Origin of the sequence: Pseudomonas sp. HR96, assembly GCF_034059295.1 — a bacterium.
Classification (GTDB): Bacteria; Pseudomonadota; Gammaproteobacteria; order Pseudomonadales; family Pseudomonadaceae; genus Aquipseudomonas.
The window spans coordinates 4,609,821-4,630,696 of the sequence record NZ_CP139141.1 but is presented as its reverse complement, the minus strand read 5'-3'; the positions used below and the strand labels follow the sequence as shown (position 1 = coordinate 4,630,696).

The 20,876-nt window shown below is 64.3% G+C and carries 17 protein-coding genes; 8 read left to right on the top strand and 9 right to left on the bottom strand.

Annotation, left to right across the window (positions count from 1 at the left end):
- Positions 1–32: 32 nt before the first annotated feature.
- A complete protein-coding gene (locus SFA35_RS20695; RefSeq protein ID WP_320572377.1) occupies positions 33–1,652 on the bottom strand; it encodes an NAD(P)/FAD-dependent oxidoreductase in 1,620 nt (539 codons plus the stop codon).
- Between the two features lie 105 nt (positions 1,653–1,757).
- A complete protein-coding gene (locus tag SFA35_RS20690) occupies positions 1,758–2,420 on the bottom strand; it encodes a hypothetical protein (protein WP_320572376.1) in 663 nt (220 codons plus the stop codon).
- 200 nt (positions 2,421–2,620) lie between these two features.
- On the opposite strand from SFA35_RS20690, the gene SFA35_RS20685 reads away from it, so the two are divergent.
- From SFA35_RS20685 to SFA35_RS20665, 5 genes are all read left to right on the top strand, one after another.
- Positions 2,621–3,334 carry a response regulator transcription factor gene (locus tag SFA35_RS20685; protein ID WP_320572375.1) on the top strand — a complete coding sequence of 238 codons (714 nt, stop codon included), beginning with the start codon at positions 2,621–2,623 and terminating at the stop codon, positions 3,332–3,334.
- Positions 3,321–5,501 (top strand): type I secretion system permease/ATPase, encoded by a 2,181-nt coding sequence (locus SFA35_RS20680; protein ID WP_320572374.1) that lies wholly within the window; start codon positions 3,321–3,323, stop codon positions 5,499–5,501. The genes SFA35_RS20685 and SFA35_RS20680 overlap by 14 nt, the downstream gene beginning before the upstream one ends.
- Positions 5,498–6,742 (top strand): HlyD family efflux transporter periplasmic adaptor subunit, encoded by a 1,245-nt coding sequence (locus SFA35_RS20675; RefSeq protein ID WP_320572373.1) that lies wholly within the window; start codon positions 5,498–5,500, stop codon positions 6,740–6,742. The genes SFA35_RS20680 and SFA35_RS20675 overlap by 4 nt, the downstream gene beginning before the upstream one ends.
- Positions 6,743–8,158: a TolC family protein gene (locus SFA35_RS20670; RefSeq protein ID WP_320572372.1), complete on the top strand. Its 1,416-nt coding sequence runs from the start codon at positions 6,743–6,745 to the stop codon at positions 8,156–8,158. It begins immediately after the preceding gene.
- 138 nt (positions 8,159–8,296) lie between these two features.
- Complete coding sequence (locus SFA35_RS20665; protein WP_320572371.1) at positions 8,297–10,729, top strand: hypothetical protein; 2,433 nt, start codon at positions 8,297–8,299, stop codon at positions 10,727–10,729.
- A gap of 66 nt (positions 10,730–10,795) precedes the next feature.
- Here the strand turns inward: SFA35_RS20665 and SFA35_RS20660 are convergent, their stop codons facing one another.
- The 5 genes from SFA35_RS20660 to SFA35_RS20640 all read right to left on the bottom strand — a co-directional run bounded on the left by SFA35_RS20660 (position 10,796) and on the right by SFA35_RS20640 (position 15,785).
- Positions 10,796–11,497, bottom strand: a complete 702-nt coding sequence (locus tag SFA35_RS20660; RefSeq protein WP_320572370.1) for an ABC transporter ATP-binding protein — start codon at positions 11,495–11,497, stop codon at positions 10,796–10,798.
- On the bottom strand, positions 11,498–12,265 hold the full coding sequence (gene livG, locus SFA35_RS20655) for a high-affinity branched-chain amino acid ABC transporter ATP-binding protein LivG (RefSeq protein ID WP_320572369.1): 768 nt from the start codon (positions 12,263–12,265) through the stop codon (positions 11,498–11,500). It abuts the gene before it with no gap.
- Positions 12,262–13,518 carry a high-affinity branched-chain amino acid ABC transporter permease LivM gene (locus SFA35_RS20650; RefSeq protein WP_320572368.1) on the bottom strand — a complete coding sequence of 419 codons (1,257 nt, stop codon included), beginning with the start codon at positions 13,516–13,518 and terminating at the stop codon, positions 12,262–12,264. The genes livG and SFA35_RS20650 overlap by 4 nt, the downstream gene beginning before the upstream one ends.
- A complete protein-coding gene (livH, locus tag SFA35_RS20645) occupies positions 13,515–14,438 on the bottom strand; it encodes a high-affinity branched-chain amino acid ABC transporter permease LivH (protein WP_320572367.1) in 924 nt (307 codons plus the stop codon). The genes SFA35_RS20650 and livH overlap by 4 nt, the downstream gene beginning before the upstream one ends.
- Positions 14,439–14,666: 228 nt before the next feature.
- Positions 14,667–15,785, bottom strand: coding sequence for a branched-chain amino acid ABC transporter substrate-binding protein (locus tag SFA35_RS20640; RefSeq protein WP_320572366.1), 1,119 nt, complete (start codon positions 15,783–15,785; stop codon positions 14,667–14,669).
- A 383-nt stretch (positions 15,786–16,168) separates the two neighbouring features.
- On the opposite strand from SFA35_RS20640, the gene SFA35_RS20635 reads away from it, so the two are divergent.
- Positions 16,169–16,510, top strand: coding sequence for a DUF2288 domain-containing protein (locus tag SFA35_RS20635; RefSeq protein ID WP_320579152.1), 342 nt, complete (start codon positions 16,169–16,171; stop codon positions 16,508–16,510).
- A 185-nt stretch (positions 16,511–16,695) separates the two neighbouring features.
- Here SFA35_RS20635 and rapA read toward each other — a convergent pair whose 3' ends face one another.
- Entirely contained in the window at positions 16,696–19,542 is a 2,847-nt protein-coding gene (rapA, locus tag SFA35_RS20630) for an RNA polymerase-associated protein RapA (protein ID WP_320572365.1), read from the bottom strand.
- Between the two features lie 198 nt (positions 19,543–19,740).
- Between rapA and SFA35_RS20625 the strand changes: the two genes are divergently transcribed.
- Together SFA35_RS20625 and SFA35_RS20620 are read left to right on the top strand one after the other, a co-directional pair.
- Positions 19,741–20,088: an aspartate-semialdehyde dehydrogenase gene (locus SFA35_RS20625; protein WP_320572364.1), complete on the top strand. Its 348-nt coding sequence runs from the start codon at positions 19,741–19,743 to the stop codon at positions 20,086–20,088.
- 60 nt (positions 20,089–20,148) lie between these two features.
- On the top strand, positions 20,149–20,319 hold the full coding sequence (locus SFA35_RS20620) for a hypothetical protein (RefSeq protein WP_320572363.1): 171 nt from the start codon (positions 20,149–20,151) through the stop codon (positions 20,317–20,319).
- Positions 20,320–20,405: 86 nt separating this feature from the next.
- On the opposite strand, the gene SFA35_RS20615 is transcribed toward SFA35_RS20620, so the two are convergent.
- On the bottom strand, positions 20,406–20,876 hold the full coding sequence (locus tag SFA35_RS20615; RefSeq protein WP_320572362.1) for a MaoC family dehydratase: 471 nt from the start codon (positions 20,874–20,876) through the stop codon (positions 20,406–20,408).

The following is a 20,876-nucleotide window of genomic DNA, read 5'->3' as shown; positions in this document are numbered from 1 at the left end:
TTTAGGAATAATCCTAAAAAGACCAGCGGTCGTCAGCGTTGCTCGGTCAGGCCGAGCATGTTGCGCGCCACCGCTTCGGCGATGCGAATGCCGTCGACGCCGGCCGAGAGAATGCCGCCGGCGTAGCCCGCGCCTTCGCCGGCCGGGAACAGGCCGCGGGTGTTGAGGCTCTGCAGGTCGGTGCCGCGGGTCAGGCGCAGGGGCGAGGAGGTGCGCGTCTCGATACCGGTGAGCACGGCGTCATGACGCGAGAAACCCTTGATCTGCTTCTCGAAGGCCGGCAGCGCCTCGCGAATGGCTTCGATGGCAAACGCCGGCAGAGCCAGCGCCAGGTCGCCCAGGGCCACCCCCGGCTTGTAGGAAGGCTCGACACTGCCCAGTGCGGTGGAGGGCACGCCGGCGATGAAGTCACCGACCAGCTGCGCCGGGGCCTCGTAGTTGCTGCCGCCGAGCAGATAGGCCTTGGACTCCAGTGCTTCCTGCAGCTCGATGCCCGCCAGCGGACCGCCCGGGTAGTCCTGTTCGGGGGTGATGCCGACGACGATGCCGGAGTTGGCATTGCGCTCGTTGCGCGAGTACTGGCTCATGCCGTTGGTGACTACGCGTCCGGGCTCGGAAGTGGCGGCGACCACGGTGCCGCCGGGGCACATGCAGAAGCTGTAGACCGAGCGGCCGTTCTGCGCATGGTGCACCAGCTTGTAATCGGCAGCGCCGAGCTTGGGGTGGCCGGCGTATTTGCCCAGGCGAGCCTGGTCGATCACCGACTGTGGGTGCTCGATGCGAAAGCCGATCGAGAAGGGTTTGGCTTCCATGAACACGTCCCGCGCATGCAGCATGCGGAAGGTGTCGCGGGCACTATGGCCTAACGCCATGACCACGTTGCGCGAAGCGATGCGCTCACCGCCGGCCAGTTCCACGCCCTGTACCTGGCCGCCTTCGACCAGCAGGTCGGTGACCTTCTGTTCGAAGCGGATTTCGCCGCCCAGCGCCTCGATCTCGCGGCGCATGGTCTCGACCATGCCGGTCAGGCGGAAGGTACCGATGTGCGGCTTGCTGACGTACAGGATCTCCTCCGGCGCGCCGGCCTTGACGAACTCGTGCAGCACCTTGCGCCCATGGTGCAGCGGGTCCTTGATCTGGCTATAAAGCTTGCCGTCGGAGAAGGTTCCGGCGCCGCCCTCACCGAACTGCACATTGGATTCGGGGTTGAGCACGTTCTTGCGCCACAGGCCCCAGGTGTCCTTGGTGCGCTGGCGCACTTCGCGGCCGCGTTCCAGCACGATCGGCTTGAAGCCCATCTGCGCCAGCAGCAGCGCGGCGAAGATGCCGCAGGGGCCGAAGCCCACCACCAGCGGGCGCTCGGTCAACCCGGCGGGGGCATGGCCCACTACCTTGTAGCTGACATCGGGGGCTGGATTGACGTTGTGATCCCCGGCAAAGCGTTGCAGCACCGCCGCTTCGTCGTGGAGGTTCAGGTCGATGGTGTAGATGAATTGCAGTTCGCTGTTTTTCTTGCGCGCGTCGTAGCTGCGCTTGAACAGGGTGAAATCCACCAACTGATCGTCGGCGATACCCAGGCGCTGCACGATGGCGGGGCGCAGGGCTTCGTCGGAGTGATCCAGGGGCAGCTTGAGTTCGGTGATTCTTAGCATGACAGGGTCCAATATCCGGGCCACGGGAGAACGGCCCGGCGGCTTTACACGAACCGGCAATTATAAGCTGCCAGTCCGGGCAGGCGTCATGCTAAATGTGCGCCGTCAGTCGTTGCGCGCGCCGCCGAACCAGGCGCAGCCGCGCTGGACCTGCCCGTTGATGCGCAGCTCGGCGGTCAGCGACGACACGGTACCGGTGGCCGAGTCCACGCAGCGCTGCGGCGCCAGCCACAGCTCGATGCGCAGGTCGTTGGCCTCGGTGGACAGGCTCAGGCGGCCGTCTGGCAGGGTTTCCTCGAGCACTGGCAGGGCCAGGTCAGGCTGCCCCGGGCGCTGGATTTCCATACCCTTGGCGTTGACCCGCACGCTCCAGTGCGGCGCCTGGCCATTGGCGGCAAGGACCAGCGTCTTGTAGTTGGGGTCGCTGCAGGCGCTGTCCGAGCGCGCCAGGCGATACACCTGCTGCAGGTTGACCTGGCCATCGGTGCCGCCGCCGCTGCTGGCGTTGAAACTGCCGCGCAGGTCGACATAGAGCTTGCCTGGCCGGCTGGCCAGGGTCGCTGCCTCCTGCAGCAGGCTGGTGTGGCCGGTGTCCGTGACCACGTAGCGGCGATGCTCGTTGCAGGGCTGGAACAGCAGTTGGCCGTTCTCGCCGCCGAGTTCGCCCTGCATGCGGGTCAGGCCGGCGTTGGGGTTCTGCGGGACCGGTGTGAACAGCTGGCAGGCGGCAAAGAAGGGCAGGGTGGCTAACAGCAGGGCGGTGCGCATCGCAGGTCTCCGAAGTCGATGGGCGAATTTATAGCATTCGGTTTGTCCGCAAAATGTTCTTGGCAGCCACTCCCTGAAAAAACGAGTGCAAAGAGCTGGCCTGGCCAGGCGAGATCGCTTTTTTTCAGACACTTCTCAGATACCTGTCGCGCGGAATTCAGCAAGATGCCAGCCCTGTGGACCACGGGACGGAGCAGGCTGTGAACTGGTCGAAGTTGAATCCACTGCGCATCGCGGTACTGGACGACCATGCCCTGATCCGCATGGGTTTGCTGGTGCGCCTGCAGCAGGAGCGTGATCTGTACGTGGTGGCGACCTATGGCTCCAGCCGTGAGGCACTGGCGCAACTGGCGCAGGACCGCATCGATGTGCTGGTGCTGGACTACGCCCTGGGCGTCAACGAATTCGATGGCCTGGGCCTGATCCGCCTGCTGCGGATTCGTCAGCCGCAGCTGCGGCTGCTGATCTGCTCGGTGATGGAGTCCCCGGCGACTGTGTCGGTGGTCCTGCGCGCTGGCGCGCGTGGCTTCATCGGCAAGTCGCAGGGCCTCGATGACCTGGCGCAGGCGGTGCGTACGGTGGCCCGGGAGCGCATCTACCTGAGCCCGGCGATGCAAGCCGAGATGCAGGGGCTGGCCAGCGAAGTCGACCCGGCAGCCGACGCTGCACTGCGCATCAATCCGGAAATTTCCTTGCTCTCCAATCCCAGCCTGACACCGCGCGAACTGGAAGTGCTGCGCTGTTGCCTGGAGGGGCTGTCGGTGTCGCAGATCGCTGCCAAGTTCGTGCGAAGTCGCAAGACCATCAGTGGCCAGAAGCAGTCGGCCTTGCGCAAGCTGGGCCTGAGCCGGGACCTGGAGCTTTTCCGGATCAACAGCCAGTTGGGGGAGTTGCCCAGCCATGGCCGAGAATAGCCACGCCCTGCAGCCGCCGCAGGACTCGCTGCTGAGCAGTGTCGGCTGGTTCTGTGAGCACTATGGTCTGGCCAGCTCGGCCCAGGCCCTGGCCGCCGGTCTGCCCGTCGCTGGCGCCTGGAATGCCAGCCTGGCGATTGCCGCGCTGGCCAACGCCGGCCTGAGCGCAGGGCTGGTTGCGCGGCCTGCGCAGTCCTTGCCTGAGCCGTTGATGCCGCTGCTTTTACTGCGCCAGGGGGGCGGTGGCTGCGTGCTGCTCGGTCGCGCCAGCGACCTGGGCGCCGACCACCGGCCCCGGTATCGCTATCGCCTGATCATTCCGGAGATCGGTACGAGCCCGGTCGAGCTCAGCCAGCAGGAGATGGACCAGCTCTACGCCGGCCATGCCCTGCTGATCAAGCCCGCTGCCGGGGTCGATACGCGCGCCGGAGAGCAGGCACAAGCCCCGGCCGGGCATTGGCTGTTCGGCACGCTATGGCACTATCGCCGCTACTACCGCAGCGCTGCCCTCGGCGCGGTGCTGATCAATGTGCTGGCCCTGGCCAGCATCTTTTTCACCATGAACGTCTACGACCGCGTAGTGCCCAACCAGGCCTTCGTGACGCTGTGGTCGCTGGGTATCGGGGTGACCCTGGCCATGGTGTTCGAGGCGATCGCCCGCTACCTGCGGGCCTGGCTGCTGGATGTCGCCGGCAAGAAAGCCGATCTGGTGCTCGGCGCCCGTCTGTTCAAGCAGGCGCTCGCGGTGCGACTGGAGCACAAACCCGCCTCCTCCGGCGCCTTCGCCAACCAGCTGCGCGAGTTCGAGTCGGTGCGCGAATTCACCACTTCGGCCACCCTCGCCACCCTGTCCGATCTACCGTTCGTGCTGATGTTCGTCGCCGTCATCTTTGCCGTCGGTGGGTCACTCGGCTGGATACCGCTGATGATGATTCCGCTGATTCTGGCCGTCGGCGTCATCATTCAGTGGCCCCTCGCGCGCGTCATGCAGGAGAACCTGCGCGAGTCCTCGCTCAAGCAGGGCTTGCTGATCGAGGCGGTCGAGGGCCTGGAAACCCTCAAGGCGGTGGGCGGGGAGGGCGCGATGCAGAGGCGCTGGGAACACTTTTGTGCGCTGGCCTCGACAACTGCGCTCAAGTCCAGGCAGTTGAGCAGCGGGGCCACGGGTGCATTCGCTTTTTTTCAACAGTTTCAGACGGTGGCGCTGATCATCGCCGGGGTCTACCTCATCGATGCCGGCGAGTTGAGTATGGGCGCGCTGATCGCCACGGTGATGCTGGCCGGGCGTGCCACGGCGCCTTTGGGTCAATTGGTTGGCCTGGCGGTGCGCTTCCAGCAGGCCAAGGCGGCCCTGCAGTCGTTGAATCGGCTGATGGCCCTGCCCACTGATCGCGACCCTGGTACTTCCTATCTGGCCAAGCCCAGGCTGAGCGGCCAGCTGACCCTCAGGCACATAGGGTTCGCCTACCCGGCGCCCCCCATGCAATCCAACCCGGTGGTGCTCGCGGACGTCAACCTGAGCATTCGTGCAGGCGAGCGGGTGGCCATCCTGGGGCGCATCGGCAGTGGCAAGTCGACCTTGCTCAAGATCATGGCGCGGCTCTACCAGCCGGTCAGCGGGCAAATGCTGGGGGACGGCCTCGACGTCCAGCAGATCGACCCGGCCGATTGGCGCCATGCCGTGGGCTACGTGGGCCAGGAGGCGCGCCTGTTTCATGGCTCATTGCGGGAAAACCTGCTGATGGGCCGTCCCCAGGCCACCAGCGACGAGCTCTTGCAGGTGCTGCGCCTGACAGGTCTCGATCAAGTCGCGGCCAGGCATCCGCAAGGCATCAACCTGCCCATTGCGGAACAGGGGGAAGGCTTGTCCGGCGGCCAGCGTCAACTGGTGTCTCTGGCCCGCAGCCTGCTCGCCAGGCCCAGGCTGCTGCTGCTCGACGAGCCCACCAGCGCCATGGACAGTCAGACCGAAGCGCTGTTTCTGGAACATCTCAAGCGCGCCACCGTCGGCCAGTCGCTGGTAATCGTCACTCACCGGCCCTCGCTGCTGACCCTGGTGGAGCGAATCATCGTGGTCGAAGAGGGCAAGGTGGTCGCCGACGGCCCGAAGGATAAGGTGCTGGGTAGCCTGCCCAGCGTTGCCACGGTGCCGGGAGCGGGCCGATGATGAGGGCGATCTGGCGACGCAGGCCTGACACTGGCAGGCTGCTGCCGGGCGATGCGGCCTACCTGAACGACATGCAGGAGTCCTTGCTCGGCCAGACCACGCCTGGTTCGCGGCGGATGCTCTACCTGATCGTGGTGGTGCTGCTCGGCGCGCTGCTCTGGGCCAGCCAGGCGCGGGTCGAGGAGATTACCCGGGGCGAGGGTACCGTGATTTCCTTGAGCCGCGAGCAGGTGATCCAGAGTCTGGAGGGCGGCATTCTCGAGGCCATGGAGGTCCGCGAGGGCTCGGTGGTCGACAAGGGGCAGTTGTTGCTGAAGATCGACGCCACCCGCGCCCAAGCCAGTTACCGAGAGGCGCAGGCCAAGGTGCTCGGCCTGCGGGCGGGCGTCTCGCGGCTGCGCGCCGAAGCCTACGCGGTGCCCTTGAGTTTCGACGACCAGGTGAGCGCGCAGGCACCGCTGGTGGCTCAGGAAACCCAGGCGTTCGAAGCTCGCCGTCAGGCCCTTGCGCGCAGCATTGCCGTGCTTGAGCGCAGCCACGAGTTGGCGCTGCGGGAAAATCGCCTGGCCGAGCCGTTGGTGGCTCAGGGCCTGATGTCCGAGGTCGAATTCTTGCGCATGCAGCGTCAAGCCAATGAAATCACCGCGCAGATCGTCGAGCGCAGCACCAGGTTTCGCAGCGATGCCAACGCCGAGCTCAGCCGCATGGAGCTTGAGCTCGGCCAGGCCGAGCAGACCCTGCTGGGCCGCGCTGATGTGGTCGAGCGCACCGTGGTGGTGGCGCCGGTACGCGGCACGGTGAAGAACGTGCGCTTCAACACCCTGGGGGGTGTCATCCAGCCCGGTGAGCCGATTCTGGAAATCATCCCGCTGGAAGAACAACTGCTGGTGGAAGGCAGGATCCGCCCGGCCGACGTCGCCTTCCTGCGCCCAGGCCTGCCGGCCACGGTCAAGCTCACGGCTTACGACTACGCCATCTATGGTGGCCTGAAAGGGCAGGTCGAGCATCTCAGTCCCGGCACTCTCAAGGATGACCAGAGGGCCGCCGCAGGGCGCCAGGACGATACCTATTATCGGGTGCTGGTGCGCACCCATGGCGCTGCCCTGGAGGCTGGCGGACGGCAGCTGCCGATTCTGCCCGGGATGCTCGCGTCAGTGGATATCCGGACCGGCGAAAAGACCGTTCTGGACTATCTGCTCAAGCCGGTGCTCAAGGCGCGCGAAGCGTTCCGGGAGCGTTAGATGAAAATCGCTCGGTGGTTCAATGTTGGGGCCCGGCGCGGTGGGAGGGTCAAGGGGCTGGGGGCGATCTGCCTGTCGGCCTGGGTTTGCGCCAGCACAGTGCTGGCCGAGGAGCCGGGAGTCTTGCCCGGCGCCTCTGCGCTGGCCCTGACGCCGCCGGGGGCAAGTTCCCTCGTTGGGCGCTCCGGGCAGGCGGGCCCTTCGCAAGCCGAGGTGCGGCAGCTGTTCTGGCAGGCCGTGCAAGCGGCCGCCGACCGCAGCCCGCAGCTACGTCGGTTGCAGGCCGAGCATCAGGCTGCCAGCAGCGATGTTACCGAAGCCCGGGGCCAGCGCTTGCCGCAGCTGGATCTGGGCACCCGCTCGAGGCCTTTGAAATGGGGGGCTGGCAGCGAGTTCAGCGACGCATCCAGCCAGGGGCTGGACATCCAGCTGGTGACCCCGGTCTACGACTGGGGGCGGATCGCCCATACGCTGTCCAGTCGCCAACTGCTGGCCCAGGCCGCCGCTGCCGCGATCGAGGTGGAGCTGGAAGACAGCGCCTACGCCGTCACCACCACGCTGCTGGAACTGGGCAAACAACGGGTCATCATCGAACTGGCAGAGCAGTTCGAGGCGCGCATGAGCGAGTTGGTCGACAGGTTGGCACGCATTGCGGCAGCCGACCCCGGGCGCTCCAGTGAGCTGGTCCAGGCCAGGGCGCGGTTGCTGCAGGCGCAAAGTGCGCGGGAAAACGCCGAGAGCCAGGCGGCGACGGCGCAGATCCAATTGCACAGGCTGGTGGGCGAGCGTCCGATGGCGATTCCGAGGACGCGTGACTGGAATATTCCCCCGGCCGACCTCGCCATCCTACTGGCCCAAGTCGATGGGCATCCGGGCATCCAGCGCAGCGAGGCCGGCGCCGAAGCGGCCCGCTTGCAGGCCAGCATCGTGCGAGCTTCGGCGTTGCCGCGGCTCGATTGGGTGATCAACAAGAATACCGGCAAGGACGCGCTGGGCCGTGACCAGCCGTGGCAGACCGCGCTGACCCTCAACTGGAGCGCCTTTCGCGGCGGCTCCTTGCGCGCCGCCGAGCGTGCGCAGCTGCAACGCGCCGAAGCGGGCCGCGAGCAGACCGAGCAGCTGCGCGAGGAGCTGCGACTGCATATCGGCTCGGCCCATCAGCTGGCTCAGGCTTCGCTGCAGCGTGCCGAGCTGTATCAGGCGTTGGTCGGCGAAACGGATGCCATTCGCCTGGCGTTCCATCAGCAGTGGTACCACTTGGGCAAGCGCAGCCTGCTCGATGTGCTGGGCGCTGAAAGCGATCATTTCGCCAATCAGGTCAACGAGATCACCAGCCGATTCGAGGGCTACCAGGCCATCATGCGCCAGTACTCCGCAGCGGGCGCGTTGATCCAGTGGTTGCGCGGCGGACGCTGACGGCCAAATCCGGTAACCCAAGGCCTGCCAAAAATCCAGACCCGTCTCAAAGGCAAGGCCACCTGACCGACTGATACTGCCAGGAGACCGGGCTTCCCAGCCCGGAGCTTTTCCCCTTTATTGATCAGGACCCTTGATATGGCCGAACAACGCGTCACCTCTGCAGCATCGACCCCGCAAGTCTCCGACACTTTTCGTTCGACAGTTGCCAGCAAGCCAGTGATCACGGGGGTGTGGTCCGCGGCCGATCCGAGCCAGGCGATCGGCAGCGGGGATATCTCTCATGATCGCAATGCCGTGTTCGAGGGCACCGCGAATCCGGGGGCGACGGTTTTTCTGCGCTACAACGGTACGTTCCATTCGATCACCGCCGATGCCGACGGCGTCTGGCGTATCACCTTGCCCCTGAACGATGGCCGCAACCAGATCACCGTCTCGTCCGAAGGGCAGACGGCCGACCCCTACACCATCAATCACTACCCGCCTGCGGACCCACGGGCGGAAATTACCTACGTCGGCGCGCCCAATCCGTTCGATGCGTTCATCCAGGTTCACGGCGTCGCCGCGCCGTGGGCGCCGGTCACGGTATGGGTCAACGGCACTCAGTATCAGGTCACGGCCCGGCACGACGGTAAATGGCATGCCAATGTCACGCTGGAGCCCGGTACCAACCAGATCACCGCGAGCTCCGAAGGCCAGACCAGCTCGGAGCATGTGGTCGACTACACGCCGCCAGCCATTCCAGCACCGGAAATCACCCATTTCAGTGATTGGAGTGCCATCGAGCCAGGCGTCGGGCAGGTGCAAGGCACTGCCGCGCCCTGGGCTCAGGTCACGGTCATGGTCAACGGCACCGAGTATCTGGTCACGGCCCGGCACGACGGCAAATGGCACGTCAAGGTGACGCTCGAGGCGGGCAGCAACCAGATCACCGCTTCGGCGGATGGCCAGACCAGCGAGCCCTATCTTGTCGACTACACGCCGCCAGCCATTCCAGCACCGGAAATCACCCATTTCAGCGAATGGAGTGCCATCGAGCCAGGTGCCGGGCAGGTGCAAGGAACTGCCACGCCCTGGGCCCAGGTCACGGTCATGGTCAACGGCACCGAGTATCTGGTCACGGCCCGGCACGACGGCAAATGGCACGTCAAGGTGACGCTCGAGGCGGGCAGCAACCAGATCACCGCTTCGGCGGATGGCCAGACCAGCGAGCCCTATCTTGTCGACTACACGCCGCCAGCCATTCCAGCACCGGAAATCACCCATTTCAGCGAATGGAGTGCCATCGAGCCAGGTGCCGGGCAGGTGCAAGGAACTGCCACGCCCTGGGCCCAGGTCACGGTCATGGTCAACGGCACCGAGTATCTGGTCACGGCCCGGCACGACGGCAAATGGTACGTCAAGGTGACGCTCGAGGCGGGCAGCAACCAGATCACCGCTTCGGCGGATGGCCAGACCAGCGAGCCCTATCTTGTCGACTACACGCCGCCAGCCATTCCAGCGCCGGAAATCACCCATTTCAGCGAATGGAGTGCCATCGAGCCAGGTGCCGGGCAGGTGCAAGGCACTGCCACGCCCTGGGCCCAGGTCACGGTCATGGTCAACGGCACGGAGTATCTGGTCACGGCCCGGCACGACGGCAAATGGCACGTCAAGGTGACGCTCGAGGCCGGCGCCAACCAGATCACCGCCAGTGCCGACGGGCAGACCAGCGAGCCCTATCACATCGACTACGCGCCGCCGGCAGCGCCCAAGCCGGAAATCAGCCACGCCCAGGATTTAGTCGGCCAGCAGGCGCGCGTGGCCAACGGCGGCGCGCTGGATGATGCCGAGCCCAGGGTGATGGGCTCTGCCACCCCCGGCGCGTGGGTCACGGTTCTGCACAACGGCGCGATTGTCGCGACCGTGCAAGCCGACGCCTATGGCCAATGGACCTACCGCCCGACCCTGGTCGACGGACGCAACGAGCTGCAGGTGGTTGTCGACGGGACCCGTTCGGAGCCCTTTGTCTTGACTCTGCAGGACGCGCCCACTATTACCGGTATCCGTGACGAGCAGGGCGCGTTGATTGGCAACGGCGGCGAGGCGGCTGGCGCCAGTTTCACTGCATTTGGCAAGGCGCAATCCTGGGCGATGGTCGAAATCTATCTGACCGGCTCGCAGCGGCCGATCGTGGTGCAAGCTGACGGCAATGGTGACTGGAGCCAGAACATTCCGGCTTCACTGGGCCAGAACACCTACTTCGTTCAGTCGGGTGGGCAGTGGAGCATGGGTTATGGCTTCGATTACATCCTGCCGCCTGCCGAGCCAAACGAGGCCGGCCAGGCGGGCATGTCCGACAGCGCGACCGAGCTGTCACTGGAGCATTTGCTGACCGATCCGCAGGCGCCGCTGTTGGCGCCATCGTCGCCTTTGCCGCCAATGGTGGAGCCTGTCGAACTGGTTCTGACTGAGGCCGACATGGGCGAAGACAAGGCGGCCTGGCAGATGATCGACGTCAGTACTGTCGCCATTATCCCATCCAGCGGATTCATGGCCGACGACCTGCCAGGGGCGGTGGTGCACGCCTGATCCTGCCCTGAAACAAAAACGCTCGCAGGTCGCGAGCGTTTTTTCACCAATGAGCGGTACGCTGGGTCATCCGCCCAGATAAGCCTCACGGACCTTCGGATCTGTCAGCAAGGCTTCGCCGCTGCCCTGCATCACCACCCGCCCGTTTTCCAGCACATAGGCCCGGTCGGCGATCTTCAATGCCTGGTTGGCGTTCTGCTCGACCAGGAACACCGTCACACCGTCCTTGCGCAGCTGTTCAATGATGTCGAAGATCTGCTGGATGATGATCGGTGCCAGCCCCAGTGATGGCTCGTCGAGCAGCAACAGCTTGGGCTTGCTCATCAGCGCGCGGCCAATCGCAAGCATCTGCTGTTCGCCGCCCGACATGGTGCCGCCGCGCTGGGTGAAGCGTTCCTTGAGCCGCGGAAACAGCTCCAGCACCTTGTCCATCTGCTCCTGATAGTCGCCCTTTTCGGTGAAAAACCCGCCCATGGCCAGGTTCTCCTCGACGGTAAGACGGGCAAACACCCGGCGGCCTTCGGGCACCACGGCGATGCTCTTGCGCATGATCTGCGCCGAGTCCTGGCCGACCAATTCCTCGCCCAGGTAGCGGATGCTGCCCGAATGCGCGCGCGGGGCGCCGCACAGGGTCATCAGCAAGGTCGATTTGCCGGCTCCGTTGGCACCGATCAGGGTGACGATCTCGCCCTGGCGTACTTCCACGTTGACGCTGTGCAGCGCCTGGATCTTGCCGTAGAAGGTGGAAACGTTGTCGAATTGCAGCATTTACGCTTCCCCCAGGTAGGCTTTGATCACCGCCGGGTTGTCCCGGACTTGTTCCGGCGTGCCGTCGGCCAGGGGCGTACCCTGGTTGATCACCACGATGTGGTCGGAAATGCTCATCACCAGTTTCATGTCGTGTTCGATCAGCAGCACCGTGGCGTTGTGCTCTTCGCGCAAAGTGCCGATCAGCGCCTTGAGGTCGTCGGTTTCCCGTGGGTTGAGGCCAGCAGCCGGTTCGTCGAGCATGAGGATGCGCGGGCGCGTCATCATGCAACGGGCGATTTCCAGGCGGCGCTGCTGGCCGTAGGCCAAGGTGCCGGCGGTACGGTTGGCGAATTCCTTGAGGTTGACGCGCTCCAGCCAATGCTCGGCGTATTCCATGGCTTCACGTTCGCTGCGGCGAAACGCCGGGGTCTTGAACAGACCGGCGAGGAAGTTGGTGTTCAGGTGCCGGTGCTGAGCGATCAGCAGGTTTTCGACTGCGGTCATCTCCTTGAACAGGCGCACGTTCTGGAAGGTGCGGACCACGCCCTTGCGGGCGATCTGATGCCCGGGCAGGCCCTGGATTGGCTGACCGTCGAGCAGGATGCTACCGCCGGTGGGCTTGTAGAAGCCGGTCAGGCAGTTGAACACCGTAGTCTTGCCGGCGCCGTTCGGGCCGATCAGCGCCACGACCTGTTTTTCCTTGACCGTGAGGCCTACGCCGTTGACCGCGAGCAGGCCGCCGAAGCGCATGCTCAAATCACTTACCTTGAGGATTTCCCGGGTCATTTCTTCAACTCCATATGCGGACGCTGCATGGGGAGGAAGCCTTGCGGACGCCAGATCATCATCAGCACCATCATGGCGCCAAACATCAACATGCGGTATTCGCTGAATTCGCGCATCAATTCAGGCAGCAGGATCATCACGATCGCTGCCAGGATCACGCCCAGTTGCGAGCCCATGCCACCCAGCACGACGATGGCGAGGATGATCGCCGATTCGATGAAGGTGAAGGACTCGGGGGTCACCAGGCCCTGACGGGCGGCAAAGAAGCTGCCGGCGAACCCGGCGAAGCAGGCACCGAGGGTGAAGGCCGAAAGCTTGATGATGGTCGGGTTCAAGCCCAGTGCCCGGCAGGCGATCTCGTCTTCGCGCAGCGCTTCCCACGCACGGCCTATGGGCATGCGCAGCAGGCGGTTGATCACGAACAGCGCGGCCAGCGACAGCAGCAGGGCGATCAGGTAGAGGAAGATCACCTTGTTGATCGAGTTGTATTCCAGGCCGAAGTACTCGTGGAAGGTCTGCATGCCGTCGGCCGCGGTGCGGTCGAAGCTGAGGCCGAACAGGGTCGGCTTGGGAATGTTGCTGATGCCGTTGGGGCCGCCGGTCAGGTCGGTGAGGTTGCGCAGGAAGATGCGGATGATCTCGCCGAAGCCCAGGGTGACGATGGCCAGGTAGTCGCCGCGCAGGCGCAGCACCGGGAAGCCGAGGATGAAGCCGAAGGTTGCCGCCGCCAGGCCTGCCAGTGGCAGGCAGATCCAGAAGCTCCACCCGTAGTAGTGCGACAGCAGCGCGTAGGTGTAGGCACCCACGGCGTAGAAGCCGACGTAGCCGAGGTCGAGCAGGCCGGCCAGGCCGACCACGATGTTCAGGCCCAGGCCCAGCATCACGTAGATCAGGATCAGCGTGGCGATGTCCACCGCGCCCCGCGAGCCGAAGAACGGCCAGACGAATGCGGCGACGATCAGTGCCAGCAGCAGCCACTTCTGCGTCGAAGGCAGGGTCAGGAAGTTGCTCGCGCTGGCCGGGATCAGCGGGCCGCGCGAAGAGCTGCGCAGGGCCGAGGTGATCCGCTCGTTGAACAGCACGCGCAGGAACATCAGCACCGAGCACAGGGCGATGATCATCAGCGTGGTGCTGCTGGTTTCATGCACTTCCAGGTGGATGCCGACAATGCTCAGCTTCAAGCCAAGCACCGGGTAGGCCACGGCCCATACCAGCAGGGCGCTGAACAGCGCCTGTTTGAGAGAACGACTCATACTTTTTCAACCTCCGGACGGCCGAGAATGCCGGTCGGCCGGAACAACAGGACCAGAACCAAAAGGCCGAAAGCCACCACATCCTTGTACTGGTCACCGAACACGTCGGCGCCAAAGGCTTCGGCCACACCCAATACCAGCCCGCCGAGCATGGCGCCCGGGATGCTGCCGATACCGCCGAGCACGGCCGCAGTGAACGCTTTGAGGCCGACCAGGAACCCGGCGTTGGGGTTGATCACGCCGTACTGCATGCTCAGCAATACGGCGGCGACAGCCGCCAGTGCGGCGCCGATGACGAAGGTCAGGGCGATGATGTTGTTGGTGTTGATGCCCAGCAGGTTGGCCATTTTCATGTCCTCGGCGCAGGCGCGGCAGGCGCGGCCCAGGCGGGAACGGGAGATGAACAGGGTCAGGCCGAGCATGGCCAGCAGGGTGATGACGAACACCAGCACCTGCATATAGGAAATCATCACTTCCTGTGCCCCGCCTGGCCCGAAGGAGAAGTTGCCGGGAATCAGGTTGGGAATGGATTTGTCCTTGGAGTCCTGCGAGAGCAGCACGGTGTTCTGCAGGAAAATCGACATGCCGATCGCCGAGATCAACGGGATCAGGCGGTTGCTGCCGCGCAGCGGCCGATAGGCGATGCGCTCGATGCTGTAGCCGTAGGCGCTGGTGACCACGATGCTGGCGACGAAGGCGGCGATCATCAGCAGCGGCAGGCTGTGGATACCCAGCATGGCCAGGCCCGCCAGGGCGATGAAGGCGACGTAGGAGCCGATCATGTACACCTCGCCATGGGCGAAGTTGATCATGCCGATGATGCCGTACACCATGGTGTAGCCAATGGCGATCAGGGCATAGGTGCTGCCAACGGTCAGGCCGTTAACCAGCTGTTGGAAAAAGTGGTAAATGTCGGGCATTACAGCGCTCCTGAAACCTGTACGCATTTCACTGGAGGAGTCCTTTCCAGCCGGGGGTGCTGCCTGGGGGCAGGTGGCCGGGATGCCAGCGAACCGCTGATAACGGTTTTGAGATTTTCAGGTGAATCGGCAGCCGGATCACGGCCGCAGGCTCGGTATCAAACGAATGGGTTATAAAACAAGGCCCACTGCTGTTACGCAGTGGGCCTTGTGGTGATCGACAGCGGTTTACTGAGGGCTGGCTTCAGTTTTCGGCTTGCCGAAATGCCACTCGTATACGACGAACTTGAAGTCTTTCAGGTCACCCTTGGCGTCGAAGCTCAGATCGCCGGTCGGGGTCTTGAAAGAGCCGGCGTGGATGGCAGCGGCCACCTTGGCGGCGTCTTCGCTCTTGGCGGCGGTGATACCGTCGGCAATCACTTGTACGGCGGAGTAGGACGGGAACACGAACGGGCCGCTTGGATCCTGCTTGGCGTCCTTGAAGGCCTTGACCAGCGCCACGTTGGCCGGGTCCTGGTCGAAGGATTTGGGCAGGGTCACCAGCAGGCCTTCGGAGGCGCCCTGGGCGATCTGCGAAATAGAGTCGTTGCCGACCCCTTCAGGGCCCATGAACTTGGCGTTCAGGCCTTTTTCCTGGGCTTGGCGCAGGATCAGGCCCAGCTCTGGGTGGTAGCCGCCATAGTAGACGAAGTCGACATTGGCTTGCTTGAGCTTGGCGATCAGCGAAGAGAAGTCCTTGTCACCGGCGTTGATGCCTTCGAATACGGCCACCTTGACGTTCTTGCCTTCAAGGGTCTTCTTCACGGCGGTGGCGATGCCTTCACCGTACTGTTGCTTGTCGTGGATGACCGCGACGACCTTGGGCTTGACGTGGTCGGCGATGTAATTGCCGGCAGCCGGGCCCTGGGCGCTGTCCAGGCCGATGGTGCGGAAGATCATCTTGTAGCCACGCGCGGTGATGTCCGGGCTGGTGGCTGCGGGGGTGATCATCACGATGCCTTCGTCTTCGTAGATGTCCGAAGCAGGCTGAGTGGAGCTCGAGCACAGGTGGCCAACCACGAACTTGACGCCGTCGTTGACCACTTTGTTGGCCACGGCGACGGCTTGCTTGGGATCGCAGGCGTCATCGTATTCGACCGCTTCGAGCTGCTTGCCGTCGACACCGCCCTTGGCGTTGATCTGGGCGATGGCCATTTTCGCACCGCTGAACTGCATGTCGCCGTACTGCGCCACCGGGCCGGTCTTGGGGCCGGCGATGCCGATCTTGATGGTGTCGGCGGCGAACGAATGGCTGGCTACACCGGCCAGGATCATGGCGCCAAACAGTTTGGAAATCCGCTTATTCATTGATGCTCCACTCTAGTGTTTTCTTTTTTATAGTTCGGACAACCCAGGTCAACAGACCGAGGCTGCGGAACCGAGACTTCCCACGTGGTGGCGCCTACCCCTGCGCCCCTGTCGTGGGTTGAATCCACCCGGCCAGCCCCTCGAAACTGTACCGGTACAGTGTAGAGCGCCGGTTTGTCGCTTGGAAAGCTGGAGGCTGGGGACAAACTTGTAACCTGTCGCTTTATCGAAAGAAAGATACAGAATAACGGCGCTCGCTTGGCAACCTTCGCCAGTCATCCTGACCAAACACCGGTGGTTCCGGCAAGGCCGCTTGTGAGTCAGGGTTTGTCGTCGAAAAACAGCACGTTATGATTGCGTACGATTTTCCGGAAGACATGCCCATGAGCCGCCAGACAGACACCACTTTCGATCAAGCATTCGGTGAAGAACCTAGCACCCTCTATGCCAAACTGCTCGGTGAAACCGCAGTAATCCCGTGGAAAGAATTGCAACCGTTTTTTGCGCGTGGTGCCCTGTTGTGGGTCGACAACACGCTGGATTTGATCGCCGTGGCTGAGGCACTGGCGGCGGACGATGGCCCCAAGGTAGCCGAGTGGCTGGCCGGTGGGCGGGTCGAGAAGCTCTCTGAGTCGCGGGCGCTGGGCTTTGTGGAGCGCGACCCGGAACTCTGGGCGGTGGTGGTAGCGCCTTGGGTGGTGATCCAGGAGAGGGCGGCCGCCTGATGGAGTGAGCCGTTTTGGTGCGGCTCGGGTGGGTCATCCTGGCGGCTTGAATAGAGGGGAAGGCAGCACGCCCCGAGTCTTGATCTTGCAAGATCAGACCGGCCGGGGCGCCCTTCGAGAAGGCTGTGCTCCTTCCCGCCTCAAGACAGTTCATAACGAAGCCCATGGCCATAGAGGGCTGTGGATCAGCCCGCCACCAGCACCCGAATCGCTTCCAGGCGCAGCGCTGCCTTGTCGAGCATCGCCAGGCCGTCTTCGCGTTGCTTGCGCAGCGCTACCAGTTCGCTGTCGCGAACGGTCGGGTTGATCGCCTGCAGGGCGGTCAGGCGCGACAGCTCTTCATCGGTTTCCGCTGCCAGGCGACGCTTGGCCTCGGCTACGCGCTCGGCGTGACGCGTGGCGACCTTGGCCTCGCCGGCGTTGATGCGCGGGGCCAGCACGTCGCGCTGGGCCTGGATGAACTTGTTGGCGCTGGCCTTGGGCACGCTTTCAAGCTGATCGTTGAGCGTTTCGAACGAGACCCGCGCTGCCAGATCGTTGCCGTTGGTGTCGAGCAGGCAGCGCAAGGCGGCCGGCGGCAGGTAGCGACCCAATTGCAGGGCACGTGGCGCCACCACTTCGCTGACATACAGCAGCTCGAGCAGCACGGTGCCCGGCTTGAGGGCCTTGTTCTTGATCAGTGCCACGGCGGTGTTGCCCATGGACCCGGCCAGGACCAGGTCCATGCCGCCCTGCACCATGGGGTGTTCCCAGGTGATGAACTGCATGTCCTCGCGCGACAGCGCCTGGTGGCGGTCGTAGGTGATGGTCACGCCTTCGTCGTCACCCAGCGGGAAGCTGGCGTCGAGCATTTTTTCGCTCGGCTTGAGAATCAGGGCGTTTTCGGAATGGTCTTCGCTGTCGATGCCGAAGGCGTCGAACAGCGTTTCCATGTAGATCGGCAGCGCGAACTGGTCGTCCTGCTCCTCGATCGCCTCGACCAGCGCCTTGCCTTCGCCCGCGCCACCGGAATTGAGCTCCAGCAGGCGGTCGCGGCCGGTGTGCAGCTCGCTTTCCAGGCGCTCGCGCTCACCACGGGCTTCGCCCACCAGCGCTTCCCAGGCGTCGTCGTCGCCGCCTTCGAGCAGCGGCAGCAGGCGTGGGCCGAACTGATGCTGCAAGGCGTTGCCGGTCGGACAGGTGTTCAGGAAAGCGTTGAGTGCTTCGTGGTACCACTGGAACAGGCGCTCCTGCGGGCTGTCCTGCAGGTAGGGCACGTGCAGTTCGATGATGTGCTTCTGGCCGATCCGGTCGAGGCGGCCGATGCGCTGTTCGAGCAGGTCCGGGTGGGCGGGCAGGTCGAACAGCACCAGGTGATGGGAGAACTGGAAGTTGCGGCCTTCGCTGCCGATTTCCGAGCAAATCAGCACCTGGGCGCCGAACTCTTCGTCGGCGAAATAGGCGGCGGCGCGGTCGCGCTCGAGGATGTTCATGCCCTCGTGGAAGACCGTCGCCGGGATGCCGGAGCGCACGCGCAGGGCGTCTTCCAGGTCCATGGCGGTTTCGGCATGGGCGCAGATCACCAGCACCTTGGTGCGCTTGAGCATCTTCAGTTGATCGATCAGCCATTCGACGCGCGGGTCGAAGCGCCACCAGCGATCGGCCTCCTCGCCGCTGCCTTGCGCCTGGAAGGCCACTTCCGGATACAGCTCGGCGTGTTCGCCCAGCGGCAGCTCCATGTACTGATCCGGGTTGGCCAGCGGGTAGGGGTGCAGCTTGCGTTCGGGAAAGCCCTGAACCGCCGCGCGGGTGTTGCGAAACAGCACGCGGCCGGTGCCGTGGCGGTCGAGCAGCTCGCGGATCAGGCGCGCACCGGCTTGTGCGTCGCCGTCATTGACAGCGGCCAGCAAGGCTTCGCCTGCGGCACCGAGGAAGCCGTGAATGGTTGCGTGGGCCTTGGCCGAGAGGCGGCCCTGGTCGAGCAGTTCCTGCACGGCTTCGGCCACCGGGCGGTAGTTCTCGCTCTCGGCGCGAAACGCCGCCAGGTCGTGGAAACGGTTCGGGTCCAGCAGGCGCAGACGCGCGAAGTGGCTGTCCTGGCCCAGCTGCTCCGGGGTGGCAGTCAGCAGCAGCACGCCAGGGATGACCTCGGCCAGCTGCTCGACCAGCGAATATTGCGGGCTGGCCTTGTCTTCGTGCCACACCAGGTGATGCGCCTCGTCGACCACCAGCAGGTCCCAACCGGCCGCGAACAGGGCGTCCTGGGCCTTCTCGTCTTCGGTCAGCCACTCCAGCGAGACCAGCGCCAGCTGCGCGTCCTCGAACGGATTGCTGGCATCGCTTTCGATGAAGCGTTCGGCGTCGAACAGGGCCACCTGCAGGTTGAAGCGCCGGCGCATCTCCACCAGCCACTGGTGTTGCAGGTTCTCCGGCACCAGGATCAGCACGCGGCTGGCGCGGCCGCCCAACAGCTGGCGGTGGATCACCAGGCCTGCCTCGATGGTCTTGCCCAGGCCCACTTCGTCGGCCAGCAGCACCCGTGGCGCAATGCGGTCGGCCACTTCGCGGGCGATGTGCAACTGATGCGCGATGGGTTGCGCACGCACGCCGCCCAGGCCCCACAGCGAGGACTGCAGCAGTTTGCTGGTGTGCTCGAGAGTGTTGTAACGCAGCGAGAACCACGCCAGCGGGTCGATCTGGCCGGCAAACAGGCGGTCGCTGGCCAGGCGGAACTGGATGAAGTTCGACAGCTGGGTTTCCGGCAGGGTGCACAGTTTGTTCTGCCCATCGAGGCCGTGGTAGACCAGCAGGCCGTCGACGTCCTCGACCTGCTGGACGGTCAGCTTCCAGCCTTCGAAGTGGGTGATCAGGTCGCCTGGAGAGAAGCGCACGCGTGTCAGCGGTGCGTTGCGCAGGGCGTACTGGCGGGTGTCGCCGGTGGCCGGGTAGAGCACCGTCAAGAGGCGCCCGTCCTGTGCCAGGACCGTGCCCAGGCCCAGCTCGGCTTCGCTGTCGCTGATCCAGCGTTGCCCTGGTTGATACTGCTGCGCCATGTTGCTCGACTCCCGCCTGTAAAAAGCCGACGATTCTAACGGATACGGGGCCCCGAGGCCAAAGACTCCGGCGCCCAGCGGACAATTTACCGCGAATCCGCGCCTGGTGGTTGTGTGACGGAGTCGATACATTGAGCATTGTGCTGCTCAAGTCTGGCTGGCCGACGCCGAAAGACAGACTGAGAGAGGAGACCCTTCATGCTGTCATCCGTACTACCCATGAACCAGATCGCGGTGACTTCGCAGCTCGATCCTGCCAAGACGGCGCCGATCGTGCCGCCGGTGGCGCCCGCGCAGCCGGTGACCGGCGACAGCCAAGTCGACCTGCGCCAGCGCGACGCCGAGGAGTCGGCCGACCGCCTGCGCGAGGAACAGCGCCGCCGCCAGAAGCGCGAGCGCCAGGACGGGCAGATCATCGAGCACGTCGACCCCGAGCAGCACCTGCCGCTTCCGGGCACCGAACTCAACGCCGACAATACCGTGCCGGTCGCGCCATTGATCGAGAACGAGCCGCGGCAAGGGCTGTGGGTGGATATTCAGATCTAGGCAGAGGCGCCCGCAACCCCCATCATGGCCCATGCCTTACCGACCAGAGCACTTAGAGCCATGAGCCAGGACGAAACGCCGATCATCGACTTCAACAGCGAACGCGCCAAGCGCATCCATGATCTCAAGGACAAGCGCCTCAACGAGATGCGCCAGCAGTTCGAACAGGCCATGCCGCTGGGCAAGGCGGCGAAAAAGGCGAAAAAGGCGAACAAACCCAAGAAGCGCTGATCTCTCTTTGCCTGAGGTCAGGGCCGCTTTGCAGCCCTTCGCCGGCGACTGCAGCCGTTCAACGCAGGCGCCATGGACGGGCGGCTTCAGCCAATCGAAATGGGTGGCAGCTCGGTCAGGGTGAGGGTCTGCCCCTTGCGCGGCGCGATGATCTGCGCCTCGCCATCGACTACCAGCTCGTCGCGCTGGTTGAACACGCGGGTGGCGATGCGCACGCGAAACTTCGGCAGCTTTTCCAGAATTTCCAGGCGCACGGTCAAGGTATCGCCGATCTTGACCGGTTTTTCGAAGCTCATCTGCTGACTGACATAGATCGTTCCCGGCCCTGGCAGCTCACAGGCCACTGCCGCGCTGATCAAGGCGCCGCTGAACATGCCGTGGGCGATGCGCTCCTTGAACATGGTGCCAGCGGCGTAGGCTGCGTCCAGGTGCACCGGGTTATGATCGCCCGACATGGCAGCGAACAGCTGGATGTCGCGCTCTTCGACGGTCTTGCTGAACTGGGCGGTCTGGCCCACTTCAAGTGCTTCGTACGGCGTATTGCTGACCTCGGTCAT

Coding starts and splice junctions, on each gene's coding strand:
- SFA35_RS20695 (WP_320572377.1), bottom strand. CDS start 1,652: ATGCTAAGAATCACCGAACTCAAGCTGCCCCTGGATCACTCCGACGAA.
- SFA35_RS20690 (WP_320572376.1), bottom strand. CDS start 2,420: ATGCGCACCGCCCTGCTGTTAGCCACCCTGCCCTTCTTTGCCGCCTGC.
- SFA35_RS20680 (WP_320572374.1), top strand. CDS start 3,321: ATGGCCGAGAATAGCCACGCCCTGCAGCCGCCGCAGGACTCGCTGCTG.
- SFA35_RS20675 (WP_320572373.1), top strand. CDS start 5,498: ATGATGAGGGCGATCTGGCGACGCAGGCCTGACACTGGCAGGCTGCTG.
- SFA35_RS20670 (WP_320572372.1), top strand. CDS start 6,743: ATGAAAATCGCTCGGTGGTTCAATGTTGGGGCCCGGCGCGGTGGGAGG.
- SFA35_RS20665 (WP_320572371.1), top strand. CDS start 8,297: ATGGCCGAACAACGCGTCACCTCTGCAGCATCGACCCCGCAAGTCTCC.
- SFA35_RS20660 (WP_320572370.1), bottom strand. CDS start 11,497: ATGCTGCAATTCGACAACGTTTCCACCTTCTACGGCAAGATCCAGGCG.
- livG (WP_320572369.1), bottom strand. CDS start 12,265: ATGACCCGGGAAATCCTCAAGGTAAGTGATTTGAGCATGCGCTTCGGC.
- SFA35_RS20650 (WP_320572368.1), bottom strand. CDS start 13,518: ATGAGTCGTTCTCTCAAACAGGCGCTGTTCAGCGCCCTGCTGGTATGG.
- livH (WP_320572367.1), bottom strand. CDS start 14,438: ATGCCCGACATTTACCACTTTTTCCAACAGCTGGTTAACGGCCTGACC.
- SFA35_RS20640 (WP_320572366.1), bottom strand. CDS start 15,785: ATGAATAAGCGGATTTCCAAACTGTTTGGCGCCATGATCCTGGCCGGT.
- SFA35_RS20635 (WP_320579152.1), top strand. CDS start 16,169: ATGAGCCGCCAGACAGACACCACTTTCGATCAAGCATTCGGTGAAGAA.
- rapA (WP_320572365.1), bottom strand. CDS start 19,542: ATGGCGCAGCAGTATCAACCAGGGCAACGCTGGATCAGCGACAGCGAA.
- SFA35_RS20625 (WP_320572364.1), top strand. CDS start 19,741: ATGCTGTCATCCGTACTACCCATGAACCAGATCGCGGTGACTTCGCAG.
- SFA35_RS20620 (WP_320572363.1), top strand. CDS start 20,149: ATGAGCCAGGACGAAACGCCGATCATCGACTTCAACAGCGAACGCGCC.
- SFA35_RS20615 (WP_320572362.1), bottom strand. CDS start 20,876: ATGACCGAGGTCAGCAATACGCCGTACGAAGCACTTGAAGTGGGCCAG.